Origin of the sequence: Pseudomonas imrae, from assembly GCF_046352735.2 — a bacterium.
Classification (GTDB): Bacteria; Pseudomonadota; Gammaproteobacteria; order Pseudomonadales; family Pseudomonadaceae; genus Aquipseudomonas; species Aquipseudomonas imrae.
In genome coordinates this window covers 3,998,136-4,015,392 of record NZ_CP110853.2, presented here as the reverse complement: position 1 = coordinate 4,015,392, position 17,257 = coordinate 3,998,136, and the positions used below count along the sequence as shown (strand labels likewise).

The following is a 17,257-nucleotide window of genomic DNA, read 5'->3' as shown; positions in this document are numbered from 1 at the left end:
TGAAAAAACATGACAACCCATACCGGTCACTACACCGGAGAAGAACGCAGCAAGCGGATTTTTGCAATTGTCGGGGCTTCCTCCGGCAACCTGGTGGAATGGTTCGATTTCTACGTCTACGCCTTCTGCGCCATTTATTTTGCGCCTGCGTTTTTCCCCTCGGACGACCCCACAGTCCAACTGCTTAACACGGCTGGGGTATTCGCCGCCGGTTTCCTGATGCGCCCTATTGGCGGCTGGTTGTTTGGTCGGGTGGCCGACAAGCACGGGCGCAAGAATTCGATGATGATCTCGGTGCTGATGATGTGTGCAGGCTCGTTGGTCATCGCCTTCTTGCCCACTTACAAAGACATCGGCGCCTGGGCACCGGCTTTGCTGCTGGCGGCGCGGCTGTTCCAGGGCCTTTCGGTGGGCGGCGAATACGGCACTACGGCGACCTATATGAGTGAGGTCGCGCTCAAGGGCCAGCGCGGGTTCTTCGCCTCGTTCCAGTACGTGACGCTGATCGGCGGGCAATTGCTGGCGGTGTCGGTGGTGGTGATCCTTCAACAATTGCTGACCGAAGAAGAACTGCGGGCCTGGGGCTGGCGGATCCCATTTGTGATCGGCGCCATCGCGGCAGTGATCTCACTGTTGCTGCGCCGTTCCCTGAAGGAAACCACCAGTAAGCAAATGCGTGACAACAAAGACGCCGGCAGCATCGCCGCGTTGTTTCGCGATCACAAGGCCGCGTTTATCACCGTGCTCGGCTATACGGCTGGCGGCTCACTGATTTTTTATACCTTCACCACTTATATGCAGAAGTACCTGGTGAACACCGCCGGGATGCACGCCAAGACGGCCAGCTACATCATGACCGGCGCGTTGTTTTTGTATATGTGCATGCAGCCGCTGTTCGGCATGCTCTCCGACAAGATCGGCCGGCGTAATTCGATGCTCTGGTTCGGCGCCCTCGGTACGCTGTGTACCGTGCCGATCCTGCTGACCTTGAAAAGCGTGACCAGTCCGCTCCTGGCGTTTGTCCTGATTACCCTGGCGCTGGCGATTGTCAGCTTCTACACCTCCATCAGCGGCCTGGTAAAAGCCGAGATGTTTCCACCACAAGTGCGCGCACTCGGTGTGGGCCTGGCGTACGCGGTGGCCAACGCGATCTTCGGCGGATCGGCGGAATACGTGGCCCTTGGCTTGAAGTCCATCGGAATGGAGAACACTTTCTACTGGTATGTCACCGGCATGATGGTTATCGCGTTCCTGTTCAGCTTGCGCCTGCCCAAGCAAGCCGAGTACTTGCACCACGATCTGTAACCGGCCGGCGTGCGCCCTTGAGGGCGCGTGCCCCTAGGGATGGTTTATGACAACGCGCACGCGCAATCAGTTGTTCGATGTTTATTTCACGGCTGGCAGCATGGCCGAGGTGTTCTGTGATCAAGGCCGGCTGCAAGGCATGCTGGATTTTGAAGCAGCACTGGCTCGCGCCGAGGCGCAGGTTGGGGTGATCCCGCAAGCAGCCGTAATACCGATCGCCCAGGCGTGCCTGGCTTCGCTCTACGACATCGACGCGCTGGGGGAGGCGATAGCCACGGCGGGCAATTCGGCGATCCCGCTGGTCAAGGCACTGGGTAAGCAGGTCGCCAGCGCCGACGCCGATGCTGAACGTTATGTACACCTGGGCGCTACCAGCCAGGATGTAATGGATACCGGCCTGGTGCTGCAATTGCGCAGTGCCATGGAACTGATCGAAACCGATCTGGCGCGTTTGGGAGAAGTCCTTGCCGCCCAAGCGCAACGCTACGTTGCCATACCCATGGCGGGACGTACCTGGTTGCAGCACGCCACGCCCGTCACCCTGGGGATGAAGGTCGCTGGCTGGCTGGGTGCGGTGACGCGCAGTCGCGAGCGCCTGGCGCAGCTCAAGCCGCGCTTGCTGGTGCTGCAGTTTGGTGGGGCCTCCGGCACCCTGGCGGCCCTTGGCGACCAGGCGATGCCGGTGGCCGAGGCCTTGGCGACGCACCTGCAATTGAGCTTGCCGGACCAACCCTGGCACACCCAGCGTGATCGATTGGTGGAGTTTGCTGCGCTACTGGGTCTGGTCGCCGGCAGCCTCGGCAAGCTCGGTCGCGATATCAGCCTGTTGATGCAGACGGAAGCGGCAGAAGTGTTCGAGCCGTCGGCGCCGGGCAAGGGCGGCTCTTCGACTATGCCCCACAAACGCAATCCGGTGGGCGCCGCGGTGTTGATCAGCACCGCGACGCGGGTGCCCGGCCTGGTGGCGACGATGTTCAGCGCCATGCCTCAGGAACACGAGCGCAGCCTGGGCCTGTGGCACGCCGAGTGGGAGACCCTGCCGGAAATCTGTCGACTGGTCTCCGGTGCCCTGCATCAGGCGCTACTGGTCAGCGAAGGCCTGGAAGTCGACCCACAGCGCATGGGCAACAACCTTGATCTGACCCAGGGCCTGGTGCTGGCCGAGGCTGTGAGCATCGTGCTCGCCCAGCGCCTTGGCCGCGAAACCGCGCACCACTTACTGGAACAGTGCTGCAAACGCGCGGTGGCCGAGCAACGTCATCTGCGTGCGGTACTGGCCGATGAACCGCAAGTGACCGCCGAGCTCTCGGCTGCCGAACTGGATCGCCTGTTGGACCCGGCGCACTACCTGGGCCAGGCGCAAACCTGGGTCAGCCGCGCGGTCGCTGAACATTTTCGATTTTCTGCCTGAGGAGACTGCTGTGGGGACCGTACAACTCGCCGATGGCGAACTGAACTATCAACTCGAAGGCCCGCAAGGTGCGCCGGTATTGGTGCTCTCCAACTCATTGGGGACCGACCTGCATATGTGGGACACCCAAATGCCAGCCTTCACCGAGCACTTTCAGGTGTTACGCCTGGATACCCGCGGTCACGGTAAATCCCTGGTGACCGAAGGTCCCTACAGCATCGAGCAACTGGGCCGGGATGTCTTGGCGCTGTTGGATGCGCTGAACATCGAACGGGCGCATTTTTGCGGCCTTTCCATGGGCGGATTGATCGGGCAATGGTTGGGAATCAACGCGGGCCAACGCTTGCTGCGGCTCGTGGTGTGCAACACGGCGGCGAAGATCGGCAGCCCCGAGGTATGGAACCCACGGATCGAGATGGTCTTGCGCGACGGCCAGGCCGCGATGGCGGCCTTGCGTGATGCGTCGATTGCGCGCTGGTTCACCGCCGATTTTGCCGAGGCCAACCCTGGCCACGCCAAGCGCATTACCGACATGCTGGCGGCCACGTCGCCCCAGGGTTATGCCGCCAACTGCGCCGCGGTACGGGATGCGGATTTTCGTGAGCAAGTGGCGTCAATCCAGGCCCCGACCCTGGTGGTTGCCGGCACCGAAGATGCGGTCACGCCGCCGTCTGGCAGCCGGTTTATTCAACAGCAGGTGCAAGGCGCCGAGTATGCCGAGTTTTATGCGGCCCATCTGTCCAATGTGCAAGCCGGTGCTACGTTCAGCCATCGGGTTGTGGATTTTTTGTTGAACCGCTGAGGAGTTTTTCGTGGACGAGAACCAACGTTATGCCGAGGGGCTCAAGGTGCGTCGTGAAGTATTGGGCGATGCGCATGTCGACCGTAGCCTGAATACCCTGACCGAGTTCAACCGCGAGTTCCAGGAAATGATCACTCGCCACGCCTGGGGGGATATCTGGACTCGCCCTGGCTTGCCCCGGCACACCCGCAGCCTGGTCACGATTGCCATGCTGATCGGCATGAACCGCAGCGAAGAACTCAAGCTGCATCTGCGCGCCGCTGCCAGCAATGGCGTGACCCGTGCCGAAATCAAGGAAGTGTTGATGCAGAGCGCGATCTATTGCGGGATCCCGGCAGCCAACGCAACGTTTCATTTGGCTGAGTCTGTCTGGGATGAGTTGGGTGTCGAATCGCGTGAGCAGGATTGATCACGCGGCAATAGTCAGCGGGAGTCTGCATCCCACAACCAATTCCACACCCCTGGCAAATGTACGACTTCGTTGCTGTCTTTCACGGTGCGCGCCAAGGCGGCACGCTCCAGGGTTGCACGGTCGGTGTAGAACGGCTCGGCGGCGGTCTTGAGGGCGTTGGCCCGGGCACTGTCCATCAGGATCTGCAGGTACTCTTTCAGGTGCCGTGCGGTGTAGCGGTTGATGTCGTGAAAAGTCACCACCACCGGGATTACGCCATCCACCGTTGGCAGTTCGCCCAGGGCGATCCGTTCGCGCACCAGCGACAGTTGCCGCAGCAGGTTGGCCCGGCGCCTGGGGCTGGCATTGAAGCCCCAGATCTTGCCGTCATTGGCGCTCAAGTCGGTCAACAGGATCTGCATGCCCTGTTGCTGGTAGGCAGCGAAAGTACGACGATCGTAGTTCCAGAAGGGCGGACGCACCAGCTTCGGTGGCGCTCCGGTGATCGAGGCGATACTGGTGGCGCCTTGTTGCAGGGTCTGCTTCAGGTCTTCGGCGTTGAGCAGGCGATGATTGGTATGCCAGCGCGTAGCCGTGTGGAAGGCCAGGATATGGCCGGCTGCATGTTCGCGCTGCATGGTTTTGCGGCCACGCTCGCTGCCGCCGGCCCGTGCCGCCTCGGTCTGCAAAAAGAAGATAGCCTTGATGCCTGGTTGCACCGAATTGTTGGCCAGGTCGGCGATTACCGAGCGGCTGGGGTTAGCAAAACCGGAGGCGCTGGGGCCGTCATCGAACGTCAGCAAGAAGCGAATGGGGGCCTGGTTTTGCAGGCGTTGTTCGGTTTTGGACGTCAGGGCGACGGGCGCGCCAATGCAGCCGCTGAGGCTAAGCGTCAAGGCGAGTAATACTGAGGCGATGGCGAAGGTTTTCATGCTGTGTGCGGGCCCGGACAAAAGCCGCTGCCGGTGGTATCGGCAGCGACAGGCGCGCACCATACAGCAAGAAGGGCTGGGGTGATCAACTGGCTGACGAACGCTATATCACCCCACCCATTCAATTTCAGCCAGAGTAGGCGTTACGCAGTGGCAAGCCCATTTCCTCAAGCAAGGTGTTTTCAGTAAAGGGCTGGGGGTTAGTGGTGGTTGGAGGCGTCTGGGGGTCACTATCCAAATCCATTGGTGGTACGTCGCTGGGCAGGCCAACGGCTTGACGTTCACTGTTGGCGATTTCCACGCTTTCGCTTTCCCAGGTCGAGCCGGCCAGGACCGTGCCGCTGGCACCGTTATAGGCATGTGCCACTTCGTGATAAAGCCCGAAGACGGGAGCCGTTGCGCTCGCGTCCTCGTCGAGACTGGAGCGGTTGTAGACCACTTGTGCTCGGTCGGCCCGTGAACCTGGAGTGCCGTTTACCATAAAACCCCATTTTGGATCCTCAGGAACAATCTGGGCGGTCTCGCTTTGATACAGGCGTTTGAGCTCCTGGCTGCCGAACACATAGCGGCTGCCGTCATCGAATGTGTCTTCGAGGATTTTCACCGGCGCATTGTTCTGCCGTGCGAGGGCGTCCATCCCAGCCAGCATTTTCTGTCCTTGGGGTGAGCTGCGCAGCAGTGTCAGGTCGTCTTCGACACGCTGCCTGAATGCGTCAGAACCCTGTACGGTAAATCCTTGGGCACCTGCATTATTCGGAGAAACCTCGGTAAAAATCGACGTGCGCGCAGGGCTTATCCAGTCGTTGCGCTTGGCATAGATTAAATCGGTGGGTTTGTTGCCGAGAATGCTGTCGTGCCCCGGCCCGGTGTAGAACGTACTACGACCGTGACCGACCAGCAGGTCATCGCCCATGCCGCCATGCAGTACGGTTTGACCACGACCGGCGTACAGCCAGTCGTTGTCGTTACCACCATCGAGGTAGCTGTTTTGAGAGTGGGCGGCATACAACCGGTCGTTACCGTTGTTGCCATAAAGCACAGCGCTGCCCTTGCCGCCAATCAATATGTCATCACCGTCAGCGCCTTCAGCGTAGCCATTTGCATCGCCCAAGCACAGAATATCGTTGCCCTTGCCGCCCAGCAGCCGGGTGCTGCCCGCGCCGGCTTGAACCCGGTCATTGCCATCCCCGGCTTCCACAATCAGCGGCGTGATGACGTCGCCGTCGATCAGGATCCTGTCATCGCCGCCATGGGTGTTGATCTGCAAGGTCAGCAATTTACCGTCTTGGTCGAGCGCATCAACCGTGTAGCTTTCACCGTTTACCCGCAGTTTGAGTGTGCCGGGAGCTCCATTGCGGACACGAATTTCATCCGAAGCGTTACCCGTTTCCAGAATCAGGCGGTTATTGAGCCTATCGGGTGAGTATTTAGGGCTTAGTTCCCAGGCGGACTGGCTTTTAGCTTGTAAATTTTCGTCGTTGAACAACAGGCGTGTCTGATTCCGGATCGGATTGTCCGGATCAAATGTCAGGGCAGGTGCGCTGGCAGGTTGGTACTCAATGGTGTTGAGCGCCGACGCAGGGCGTGGTGAAACGGGGCCAGGCCCTGTGCCATCTGATTGTTTGATGGGTGAAGGGGTAAATAGGGTTGCACTCTTGAGTTGAGTCATCAGTCTTCCTTGTCATGTCTAGAGGCACACCCGGCCGGGCCCGTTAAAACGTGTGTGTTATCGGGCCGAAAAACAGCAGGGGTATGACTAGTTGGCAATGCCTTGGAAAATGTTCCGGTCATCAACGCTGACGACTGTAACAACCTGTTGAGTGCAGCGGCTCTTACAGAAGATTGAGGGGATAGCTGACGATCAAGCGGTTTTCATCAAACTCGTTGTTGCTGTAGTCCCGGCGCATGCTTGAATTGCGCCAGCGCAGCGTCAGGCTTTTCAAGCTGCCGCTTTGCACGGTATAGCCCACTTCGCTTTCCCGGCCCCATTCCTTGCCGTCGCTCTCGGTTGCGGTGTGGATGTTGCTGCCGCTGATGTAGCGGTTCATCAGCGTCAGCCCCGGTATGCCGAGGGCAGCGAAGTTGTAGTCGTGGCGCAGTTGCCAGGACTTTTCCTGGGCGTTGTCGTAGCTGGCGTTGAAGCTGTCGTTGGCCAGCGTGCCGCCGCTGGTGCCATTGACGCGCATCCAGGCACTGTCGCCGCTGAGTTTTTGCAGGCCGAGGTAAAAAGTATGGCCGCCGTACCTGGCCGAAAAAAGCCCGGACCAGGTTCTGTTATCCATGCTGCCTGCGCGGGCGCTGCCGTCGTCCTTGCCGTAGAAGAAGCCGAGGTTGGCGCCCAGTGTCCAGTCACCTGCGGGCTGGGTGTGGATCAGGTTGAGGTATTGCTGGCTGTAGATGTCCTTGAGCTGGGCATTCCAGACGCCTATCTGGGTGAGCTTGTCGTTGAACGCATACTCGCCGCCCTGGAAGTTGAACCGATCAGAGGTGAATGCGGTTTTACCGGCCATGCTCATATCGGTCATGCTGCTGTCGTCACGTGGGCTGTTGGCACGAAATTGCCCGCCATATAGGGTCAGGCCTTCGATTTCCCGCGAGGTGATCTGTCCGCCACGCAGGGTTTGCGGCAGGGAGCGGCCATCATCCGAGCGCAGGATGGGCAACACCGGCATCCACTCACCGACTTTCAGCTCGGTCCTGGAAATTCGCGCCTTGAAGGCCACCCCCAGCCGGCCGAAATTATCGGCAGGCCGGCCATCGTGGTCCAACGGCAATAACTGCGTCCCGCCGGAGCCTGCGCCGCCGTCGAGCTTTTGCGAGTACATCCCTAGCACATCCACGCCAAAGCCCACGGTGCCCTGGGTAAAACCTGACTTGGCGTCGAGGATGAAACTCTGCGTCCACTCTTGCGCGCCGCCCTGGGCCTTGGTCGGGTTGGTGAAATTGCGGTTGAAGAAGAAATTGCGCAGGTTGAGGTTGGCGCTGGCGTCTTCCAGAAAGCCGTGCTCTTCAGCGATGGCCGGCAGGCTAAAACTGGCAACGGCGGTGACCAGCAACAAATGGCGGGCGTGAAGGGTGCTCATGGTGGTGTACCTGTTTTTATTGGTTTTGCGGGTGCGGGCATGGTGCGAGGGAGTAGGGCGCGGATTCAATCGAGCGGGGTGGGTTGTGGGCGGTGATCGAACGCAAATCCTCAGGTATTAAAAAGCCCACCAGAGGTGGGCTTCGTTGTTGCCGGTTACGGTGCTATCAGAACAGCTTCAACGCTGGCGCTTCTTGTTTCTTCGCCGACGCGTTCTGCGCCGTTTGCTCATTCCAACCGCCACCCAAGGCCTTGTACAAGGTCACTTCGCTGGTCAGCTGGGCCAGGCGATCGGTGATCAGCGTTTGCTGGGCACTGAACAGTTGGCGCTGGGCATCGAGGAACGTCAGGTTGCTGTCGACACCGATGCGGTAGCGCCGCTCGGCCAGACGGTAGTAGTCCTGGTTGGCCTCGACGAAATCACGTTGGGCCTGCAACTGCTGGTTGTAGGTCGCACGTGCCGCCAGGCCGTCGGAGACTTCCTGGAACGCGGTCTGAATTGACTTCTCGTAGTTCGCGACGTTGATCTCTTTCTGGATCTTCGAGTAGTCCAGGCTTGCGCGCAGGCTACCGGCGTTGAAGATCGGGATGTTGATCTGCGGAGCGAACGACCAGGTACCCGAACCGCCTTTGAACAGACCGCCAAGGTCCGGGCTCAGCGTACCGGCATTGGCCGTCAGGCTGATGCTGGGGAAAAACGCCGCACGGGCCGCGCCGATATTGGCGTTGGCTGCCTTGAGGTTGTATTCGGCCTGCAGGATGTCGGGGCGACGTTGCAGCAGGTCTGAAGGCAGTCCGGCCGGTACTTCGCTCAGCAGGTCGTCTGACAGCGGCTTGCTGGCGATATTCGCCGGCAGGCTGGTGCCCAGCAGCATCGTCAGGTTGTTCTCGTCCTGAGCCACCTGGCGGGTGTAGCGCGCCAGTTGTACGCGAGCGCTCTCGACCGAGGTCCGCGCCTGGCTCAAGTCCAGGGCCGAGGCCACGCCGACTTCGTTGCTGCGCGAGGTCAGCTTGAAGCTCTGCTCGAACGCGCCGAGGGTGTCCTGGGTCAGCTTGAGCAGTTCCTTGTCGGCCTGCCAGGTCAGGTAGGCGTTCGCCACGCTGGCCACCAGGCTGATCTGTGTGCTGCGGCGTGCTTCTTCGGTCGCGAAGTACTTCTGCAGTGCCTCTTCGCTCAAGCTGCGAACTCGGCCGAACAGGTCCAACTCATAGGAGTTGATCCCCAACGTTGCCGAATACGAGCTGGTGATGTCCGCTTCGCCGGTTTGCGAAGCGCGTGCCGGAACCCGCTGGCGACTGCCGCTGCCATTGGCCGAGACGGCCGGGAACAGGTCGGCGCGCTGGATGCGATATTGCGCCGCAAACGCGTCAATGTTCAGGGCCGCGACGCGCAGGTCGCGGTTGTTGACCAGCGCGACCTGAATCAATTGCTGCAAGGCAGGGTCATGGAAAAACTGCTTCCAGCCTTGCTCGGCGGCAGCCTGGCTCGGCGCCTGGGCGGATGAGTAGGCCGGCCCCTGTGGGAACTGGGCGGCAACCGGCGCTTCAGGCTGCTGATAGTCAGGGATCAGCGAGCAGCCACTGAGCACAATGGCCGTGACTGCCAGGGAAAGTAGCGACTTGCGCATTAGCCAGCCTCTTTAGGAGTGTGCGGTGTATCGGACTTGTCGGTTTTCTTGCGGCTGCCAATGGCGGACACGGTTACAAAGAACAGTGGCACCCAGAAGATCGCCAGAACGGTTGCAGTGATCATACCGCCAATTACGCCGGTACCGATGGCATGTTGGCTGCCTGAACCTGCGCCCGAGGAGATCGCCAGGGGCAGTACGCCGAGGACGAACGCCATGGAGGTCATGATGATCGGACGCAGACGCATGCGGGATGCCTCGATGGCTGCCTCGACGATGCCTTTGCCCTGCTCGTGGAGTTCCTTGGCGAATTCCACGATCAGGATGGCGTTCTTCGAGGCCAGGCCGACGGTCACCAACAGCCCCACCTGGAAGAACACGTCGTTGGACAGTCCTCGCATGCTGGTAGCCATCAGTGCACCGATGACACCCAGCGGCACAACCAGTACCACCGCAATCGGGATCGACCAGCTTTCGTACAGTGCGGCCAGGCAGAGGAACACTACCAGCAACGACAGGGCGTACAGCGCAGGTGCCTGGGAGCCGGACAAGCGTTCTTCATACGACAGGCCAGTCCAGGCGTAGCCGATACCAGCTGGCAGTTCCTTGGCGATCCGCTCGACCTCGGCCATCGCGTCACCGGTGCTGTAGCCCGGTGCCGGGGTGCCGAGGATTTCCATCGCTGCTACACCGTTGTATCGCGACAGCTTCGGCGAGCCGTAGATCCAGGCGCCCGAGGCAATGGCCGAGAGTGGCACCATCTTGCCGTCGGCGCTGCGCACGAACCATTTGTTCAGGTCTTCAGGGGTCATCCGGCTGGCGGCCTCACCCTGGATGTAGACCTTTTTCACCCGACCGCGGTCGATGAAGTCGTTGATGTAGCTGCCACCCAGGGCAATCGCCAGGGTCTGGTTGATGCTGGACAGGCTGATGCCCTGGGCGCTGGCTTTCTCGTCGTCGATGGTCAGCTCGTACTGCGGCTCATCGTTGACGCCGTTTGGACGAACGCCTGCGAGGATCTTGCTTTGCGCAGCCATCCCGAGGAACTGGTTGCGGGCCTGCATGAGCTTGTCATGGCCGACACCGCCCTGGTCCTGCAGGAATACGTCGAAACCGGTGGCGTTACCCAGTTCCAGAACCGACGGGGGCACGATGGCGAACACCATGGCGTCCTTGAAGGTCTGGGAGAAGTAACCTTGTGCACGCTTGGCCACTTCAAACACCGATGTCGATGCATCGCGTTCATCCCATGACTTGAGCATGACGAACGCCAGGCCCGAACTCTGGCCACGACCGGCAAAGTTGAAGCCGTTTACGGTAAACACCGATTGCACGGCCTTGCCTTCGCCCGGCTCGCCTTCCTTGTCGTTCAACAGGTAGGCGCGCATGTCGTCGATGACCGTCTGGGTCCGTTCAGCGGAGGAGCCCACCGGCGTCTGCACCTGGGCGAAGATCACACCCTGGTCTTCCTCGGGCAGGAACGCGCTTGGAATGCGGGTGAACAGCCAGATCATGCCGACGATGACGAGCAGGTACACCAGGAACGACGGTGCCTTGTGCTTGATCATGTTGCTCACGCCACGCTCGTAGCTCAGTACGCCACGGTCGAAGGTGCGGTTGAACCAGCCGAAGAAACCACGCTTGGGTTGGCCGTGTTTCTCGGGATCGATCGGCTTGAGCATGGTGGCGCACAAGGCCGGGGTGAAGATCAGTGCAACCAGTACCGACAGCGCCATCGCCGAGACAATGGTGATGGAGAACTGTTTATAGATGACCCCCGTGGATCCGCCGAAGAACGCCATCGGCAGCAGTACCGCCGAGAGTACCAAGGCAATACCCACCAGGGCGCCCTGGATCTGCTCCATGGACTTGACCGTCGCTTCTTTGGGCGACAAGTGTTCCTCGGCCATTACCCGCTCGACGTTCTCCACCACCACGATCGCATCGTCCACCAGCAAGCCGATGGCCAGGATCATGCCGAACATGGTCAGGGTGTTGATCGTGAAGCCGAAGGCCGCAAGGATCCCGAACGTACCCAGCAATACTACTGGCACCGTCATCGTGGTGATGATGGTGGCGCGGAAGTTCTGCAGGAACAGGTACATCACCAGGAACACCAGGACGATCGCCTCGACCAGGGTATCGACTACCCCGGAAATCGATTCGGTCACCACTGGAGTGGTGTCGTACGGAACCACGGCTTTCATGCCAGGCGGGAAGAACGGTTCGAGGGACGCAACCGTTTCACGGATGGCCTTGGCAGTGTCCAGGGCGTTGGCACCGGATGCCAGCTTGATCGCCATGCCGGAAGCCGGCTTGCCGTTGAACTGCGCACTGATGCTGTAGTTCTGGCCGCCCAGTTCGACACGGGCAACATCGCCCAGGCGTACCTGGGAACCGTCGGCATTCACCCGCAGCAGAATATTTTCAAACTGCTCGGCGGTCTGCAGGCGCGTCTTGCCGATGATCGTGGCGTTCAGTTGTGTGCCAGGCAGGGCAGGCAAGCCGCCCAGTTGACCAGTGGCCACCTGCACGTTCTGCGCCTGGACGGCATTGCTGACATCCACCGGCGTCATCTGGAAGTTGTTCAGCTTGGCCGGGTCGAGCCAGATACGCATGGCGTACTGGGAACCGAAGACCTGGAAGTCACCTACGCCAGACGTCCGGGAAATCGGGTCCTGAATGTTGGAGACAATGTAGTTGGACAGGTCGTCCTTGGTCATGGAGCCGTCTTCGGACACCAGGCCGATCACCATCAGGAAGTTCTTCACTGACTTGGTCACGCGGATACCCTGTTGCTGCACTTCTTGAGGCAGCAATGGGGTTGCCAGGTTCAGCTTGTTCTGCACTTGGACCTGGGCGATGTCCGGGTTGGTGCCCTGGTTGAACGTCGCGGTGATGGTCATGCTGCCGTCGGAGTTACTGTCCGAGGAAACATAACGCAGGTTGTCGATACCGTTGAGCTGCTGCTCGATGACCTGTACCACGGTGTCCTGCACGGTTTGCGCCGAAGCACCTGGGTAGGTGACCTGGATATCAATGGCCGTTGGTGCAATGGCCGGGTATTGGTTGATGGGCAACTTGAGGATCGACAAAGCCCCGACCAGCATGATCACCAGGGCAATTACCCAGGCGAAGATGGGACGGTCGATAAAAAATTTCGACATGTATTACTCCCCTTTGCCAGCGGCGGCAGGAGCAGTACCGGCGGGCTTGGCGTTGGTGGCTTCCTTCGCTTCAACCGTGATACCCGGCTTGATGAACTGCAAGCCTTCGGTGATCACACGGTCACCGGCATTCAGGCCTTTTTCCACCAGCCAGTAGGCGCCGGCAGTACGGTTGGCCACCAGCTCGCGCTGTTCGACCTTGTTGTCGCCGGTGACGACCAGCGCAGTCGGGATGCCACGGATGTCGCGGGTCACGCCTTGCTGGGGTGCCAGGATCGCCTTGCTGTTCACGCCGGCCTGCAATTGCGCGTGGACAAACATGCCCGGCAGCAGGGTGTGGTCAGGGTTGGGGAACACGGCGCGCAGGGTCACGGAACCGGTGGTCTGGTCGACCGACACTTCGGAAAATTCCAACTTGCCTTGCTGGGCGTACTCGCTGCCGTCTTCCAGGGTCAACTTGACCATGGCGGCGTTGTCGCCGGACTTCTGTAACTGGCCGCTTTCCAGGTCACGACGCAGTTTCAGCATTTCGGCCGAAGACTGCGTGACGTCGACGTAGATCGGGTCCAGTTGCTGGATCACTGCCATGGCGTCGGCCTGGCCATTGCTGACCAGCGCGCCTTCGGTAACCGAAGAACGACCGATACGCCCGGAGATCGGCGCGAACACCTTGGTGTAGCGCACATTGATCTGGGCGCTCTGCAAGTTGGCTTCCGAGGTCATGCGGTTGGACACAGCGGTGTCGTATTCCTGGCGGCTGACAGCCTGTTCGTTGACCAACTGCTTGTAGCGATCGGCAATCGACTTGGTCTGTTGCAGGTTGGCCTGGGCGCTTTTCAAGGCGGCCTCATAGACCGACGGATCGATTTGGTAAAGCTGCTGGCCTTCCTTGACGTCGCCGCCTTCCTTGAACAGGCGCTTGAGGATGATGCCGTTGACCTGAGGACGGACTTCCGCAATGCGGAACGCAGTGGTGCGCCCCGGCAATTCGGTGGTCAGGGTATAGGCTTGAGGTTGAATGGTGACCACGCCGACCTGAGGGGTTTGAGCGGGCGGAGCCGCTTCTTCCTTTTTACATCCGCTGAGCAGCGATGCCAGGGCGACGGCAGTGACCAGAGCGGTAACAGCTGGCTTAAGTTGCATGTAGATCCTCGGGTCAGGCGCGCGTAGTGCGCACAAGAAGTGTGGAAGGGTAAAAAACAGGCATTGAGTGGATAAGTAGCTTGCTACGCAATATACTTACGTTCATGGTTGTTTGTAAACTCTTGACAGGCTTCGCGGATTCCTTACAACGGGCTGCGTAAAGCCTCGATTCTAGTACGTTCGGTGCCCATGAAGGTGCCGTCCCATAATTATTCAGATGGTGGTCATTGGCCACCGCCGGTGTCCTGATTGAGGTGTTACTGCCATGGTTCGTCGTACCAAAGAGGAAGCTCAGGAAACGCGCAGCCAGATTCTCCAAGCCGCCGAGCATGCCTTCTACGAACGCGGGGTGGCGCGTACTACGCTGGCGGATATCGCGACTCTGGCGGGTGTGACGCGGGGGGCTATCTACTGGCATTTCAGTAACAAGTCGGACCTGTTGCAGGCGCTGCTCGATACGTTGCACGAGCCGCTGGACGAATTGGCCAGGGCCAGTGAAAGCGAGGATGAAGTTGATCCGCTGGGCTGCATGCGCAAGCTGTTGATTCATCTTTTTCATCAGGTGGCCCTGGACCCGAAGACCCGGCGCATCAATGAGATTTTGTTTCATAAGTGCGAATTCACCGATGAAATGTGTGACATGCGCCGTCAGCGCCAGACTCACAGCCTGGAGTGCAACCTGCGCATAGGCCTGACACTGCGTAACGCGATTCATCGCGGGCAACTCCCGGAAAATCTCGACCCTGTCCGTGGTGCGATCTGTATTCACGCTTATATCAACGGACTCATCGGCCAATGGCTACTGGTGCCCGACAGCTTTCAGTTGCATCAGGCGGCCGAGCTTTGGGTCGATGCGGGGTTGGACATGCTGCGTTTGAGCCCCAGCCTGCGCAATTGAGACAAAATGCGTAATTGCCTCAAGTTGTGTCAACAGTAAAGTCCAAGAATGGTCAATCGTCCCTCGGACTTATTTGTGGGATGACTTTATATACGCGCTGGCGCCGGGTTGAAAGGTAGCTGGCTAAGTATTTTGTAGCGATATTGTTGCATTGCTGTGAAGGAGTGTTTCCTACAGGAACGGCAAACCCAAAAAAGCCCCGGCTCTCACGAGCAGGGGCTTTTGCCTATGTACTTTCTGTAGGCGGGTCAGAGCGCCAGGGTCGGGTAGTCGATATAGCCGACCGGGCCTTTGCCGTAGAAGGTTTGCGGATTCGGCTCGTTGAGTGGCGCATCGGTCTTCAGGCGAGCCGGCAGGTCGGGGTTGGCGATAAAGGGCACGCCAAAGGCTACCGCATCGGCCTTGCCCGAGTTCAGCCAGGCGTTGGCGCTGTCCTTGGTGAAGCGTTCGTTGGCAATGTAGGGACCGCCGAACGCTGCTTTCAGTTGTGGGCCAAGGCTGTCGGCACCTTCTTTCTCACGCGAGCAAATGAAGGCGATGCCACGCTTGCCCAGTTCGCGAGCGACGTAGGTGAAGGTTTCCTCCAGGTTGTCATCGCTCATGTCATGGGAGTCGGCGCGTGGTGCCAGATGCACACCCACGCGACCCGGGCCCCAGACCTCGATCACGGCGTCGGTCACTTCCAGCAGCAGGCGCGCGCGGTTTTCCAGGGAACCACCATAGTTGTCGCTACGCTGGTTGGTGCCGCTCTGCAGGAATTGATCGAGCAGGTAGCCATTGGCGCCGTGAACTTCCACACCGTCAAAACCAGCGGCCTTGGCGTTCTCGGCGCCGACACGGTAAGCGTCGACAATGTCGGCGATTTCCGCGGTTTCCAGGGCGCGCGGGGTCGGGTAGTCAGAGAGCGGGCGCACCAGGCTGACGTGGCCTTTGGGCTGGATCGCGCTCGGTGCCACCGGCGTTTCGCCGTCCAGGTACGACTCATGGGAGATACGCCCAACATGCCACAGTTGCAGGAAAATCTTGCCGCCCGCGCCGTGCACGGCCTTGGTGATATTGGCCCAGCCACGCACTTGGTCATTGGACCAGATGCCCGGCGTATCCGGGTAGCCCACGCCCATGGGCGTCACCGACGTGGCTTCGCTGAGAATCAGGCCGGCAGAGGCGCGTTGTACATAATATTCGGCCATCAGTGCGTTGGGTACGCGACCGGCATCGGCGCGACAGCGGGTCAGCGGCGCCATGATGATGCGGTTCGACAGTTCCAGGTCACCCAGTTTGATCGGATCGAAAATAGTCGTCATTGCAAGTACTCGTCTCTTAAGGTGTTCAGTTTGTGGCGGGGGCCAGTTCGACATTGCCGCTCTGACGGAACGTGATCAGCGTGACCAGCAGTGCCAGGACCGCCAGGGCTGCAGCGGCCAACGGCACGCTGGTGAGGCCGAAGCCGTGGGCGATAACACTGCCGCCGACCCAGGCACCCAAGGCGTTGCCGATGTTGAAGGCACCGATATTGAGGGTCGACACCAGGTTGGGCGCGGCCTTGCCGAAGGTCACCACGTTGATTTGCAGTGCCGGTACAGCGGCGAACGAGGCGGTGGCCCAGAGGAACAAAGTGATTTCAGTCGGGATAATCGCGACGCTGGTCCAACTGAGCACCGTGGATATCACCGCCATGCTGATGAATACGCCGATCAACGTGGCCGCCAGACGCTTGTCCGCCAGCTTGCCGCCGATGATGTTGCCCACGGTCAGGCCCAGGCCGATCAGCAGCAGGGTCCAGGTCACGCCTTTTGGCGAAATGCCGGTGACATCACCCAGCAACGGCGCTACATAGGTGAAGAGAGTGAACATCGACGCGGCGAACAGCGCGGTCATGCTCAACGACAACCAGATCCCGGCACCCTTGAGGGCAGCCAGTTCGGCGCGCATGTCGAGTTTCTCTTCGTCACGCTTGGCCGGCAGGAAGCGAACCAGGCCAATCAGCGCGATCACGCCAATCACCGTCACGGCCCAGAAGGTCGAGCGCCAGCCTGCTTCCTGACCCAATGCGGTGCCCAGTGGTACACCGAGCACATTGGCCAGGGTCAAGCCGGTGAGCATCAGGGCTACTGCCGAAGCACGCTTGTTGGCCGGTACCAGATTGGCCGCCACTACCGAACCGATCCCAAAGAATGCACCGTGGCACAACGCAGTCACTACACGGGCAAACATCAGCACGTTGTAGTCGCTGGCCAGGGCGCAGAGCAGGTTCCCAATGATGAAAATGCCCATCAACGCTACCAGGGCGGCCTTGCGTGGCAACTTGGCTGTTGCCAGTGCCATGAAGGGCGCACCAATGGCCACGCCCAGGGCGTAACCGGTCACCAGCCAGCCAGCGCCAGGAATCGACACGCCCAGGTCGGCCGCTACATCAGGCAGCAAGCCCATGATGACGAACTCGGTGGTGCCGATGGCAAAGGCGCTTAAGGCCAGTATGAGTAGCGAGAGGGGCATTG

Annotated in this window: 13 protein-coding genes; 5 read left to right on the top strand and 8 right to left on the bottom strand. The window is 60.1% G+C overall.

Translation table 11 applies throughout. The features are described 5' to 3' along the window. Positions 1 to 9: 9 nt before the first annotated feature. From OQ460_RS18215 to pcaC, 4 genes are read left to right on the top strand one after another with little or no spacing between them, the layout of a single operon-like run. Positions 10 to 1,305 (top strand): MFS family transporter, encoded by a 1,296-nt coding sequence (locus OQ460_RS18215; protein ID WP_410018782.1) that lies wholly within the window; start codon positions 10 to 12, stop codon positions 1,303 to 1,305. 46 nt (positions 1,306 to 1,351) lie between these two features. Further along, a complete protein-coding gene (locus OQ460_RS18210) occupies positions 1,352 to 2,716 on the top strand; it encodes a 3-carboxy-cis,cis-muconate cycloisomerase (protein WP_410018781.1) in 1,365 nt (454 codons plus the stop codon). Between the two features lie 10 nt (positions 2,717 to 2,726). Then, entirely contained in the window at positions 2,727 to 3,518 is a 792-nt protein-coding gene (gene pcaD / locus OQ460_RS18205; protein WP_410018780.1) for a 3-oxoadipate enol-lactonase, read from the top strand. Between the two features lie 10 nt (positions 3,519 to 3,528). Then, positions 3,529 to 3,927, top strand: a complete 399-nt coding sequence (gene pcaC / locus OQ460_RS18200; protein ID WP_410018779.1) for a 4-carboxymuconolactone decarboxylase — start codon at positions 3,529 to 3,531, stop codon at positions 3,925 to 3,927. 14 nt (positions 3,928 to 3,941) lie between these two features. Here pcaC and OQ460_RS18195 read toward each other — a convergent pair whose 3' ends face one another. From OQ460_RS18195 to OQ460_RS18170, 6 genes are all read right to left on the bottom strand, one after another. Further along, on the bottom strand, positions 3,942 to 4,841 hold the full coding sequence (locus tag OQ460_RS18195; protein ID WP_410018778.1) for a polysaccharide deacetylase family protein: 900 nt from the start codon (positions 4,839 to 4,841) through the stop codon (positions 3,942 to 3,944). A gap of 127 nt (positions 4,842 to 4,968) precedes the next feature. Beyond that, a complete protein-coding gene (locus OQ460_RS18190) occupies positions 4,969 to 6,510 on the bottom strand; it encodes a M91 family zinc metallopeptidase (protein WP_410018777.1) in 1,542 nt (513 codons plus the stop codon). A gap of 163 nt (positions 6,511 to 6,673) precedes the next feature. Continuing rightward, positions 6,674 to 7,924 carry an OprD family porin gene (locus OQ460_RS18185; RefSeq protein ID WP_410018776.1) on the bottom strand — a complete coding sequence of 417 codons (1,251 nt, stop codon included), beginning with the start codon at positions 7,922 to 7,924 and terminating at the stop codon, positions 6,674 to 6,676. A gap of 166 nt (positions 7,925 to 8,090) precedes the next feature. Then, positions 8,091 to 9,551: an AdeC/AdeK/OprM family multidrug efflux complex outer membrane factor gene (adeC, locus tag OQ460_RS18180; RefSeq protein WP_410018775.1), complete on the bottom strand. Its 1,461-nt coding sequence runs from the start codon at positions 9,549 to 9,551 to the stop codon at positions 8,091 to 8,093. Continuing rightward, positions 9,551 to 12,718 (bottom strand): efflux RND transporter permease subunit, encoded by a 3,168-nt coding sequence (locus tag OQ460_RS18175; protein WP_410018774.1) that lies wholly within the window; start codon positions 12,716 to 12,718, stop codon positions 9,551 to 9,553. The genes adeC and OQ460_RS18175 overlap by 1 nt, the downstream gene beginning before the upstream one ends. Positions 12,719 to 12,721: 3 nt before the next feature. Then, the gene (locus OQ460_RS18170; protein ID WP_410018773.1) at positions 12,722 to 13,861 is read right to left on the bottom strand and encodes an efflux RND transporter periplasmic adaptor subunit; all 1,140 of its coding nucleotides are present in this window, start codon (positions 13,859 to 13,861) and stop codon (positions 12,722 to 12,724) included. Between the two features lie 265 nt (positions 13,862 to 14,126). Here OQ460_RS18170 and OQ460_RS18165 point away from each other — a divergent pair, with 265 nt between their 5' ends. Continuing rightward, entirely contained in the window at positions 14,127 to 14,759 is a 633-nt protein-coding gene (locus OQ460_RS18165) for a TetR family transcriptional regulator (RefSeq protein WP_410018772.1), read from the top strand. A 248-nt stretch (positions 14,760 to 15,007) separates the two neighbouring features. Here OQ460_RS18165 and OQ460_RS18160 read toward each other — a convergent pair whose 3' ends face one another. Then, a complete protein-coding gene (locus OQ460_RS18160) occupies positions 15,008 to 16,063 on the bottom strand; it encodes an alkene reductase (RefSeq protein ID WP_410018771.1) in 1,056 nt (351 codons plus the stop codon). A 25-nt stretch (positions 16,064 to 16,088) separates the two neighbouring features. Continuing rightward, positions 16,089 to 17,255, bottom strand: coding sequence for an MFS transporter (locus tag OQ460_RS18155; protein ID WP_410018770.1), 1,167 nt, complete (start codon positions 17,253 to 17,255; stop codon positions 16,089 to 16,091). Between the last annotated feature and the right edge of the window lie 2 nt (positions 17,256 to 17,257).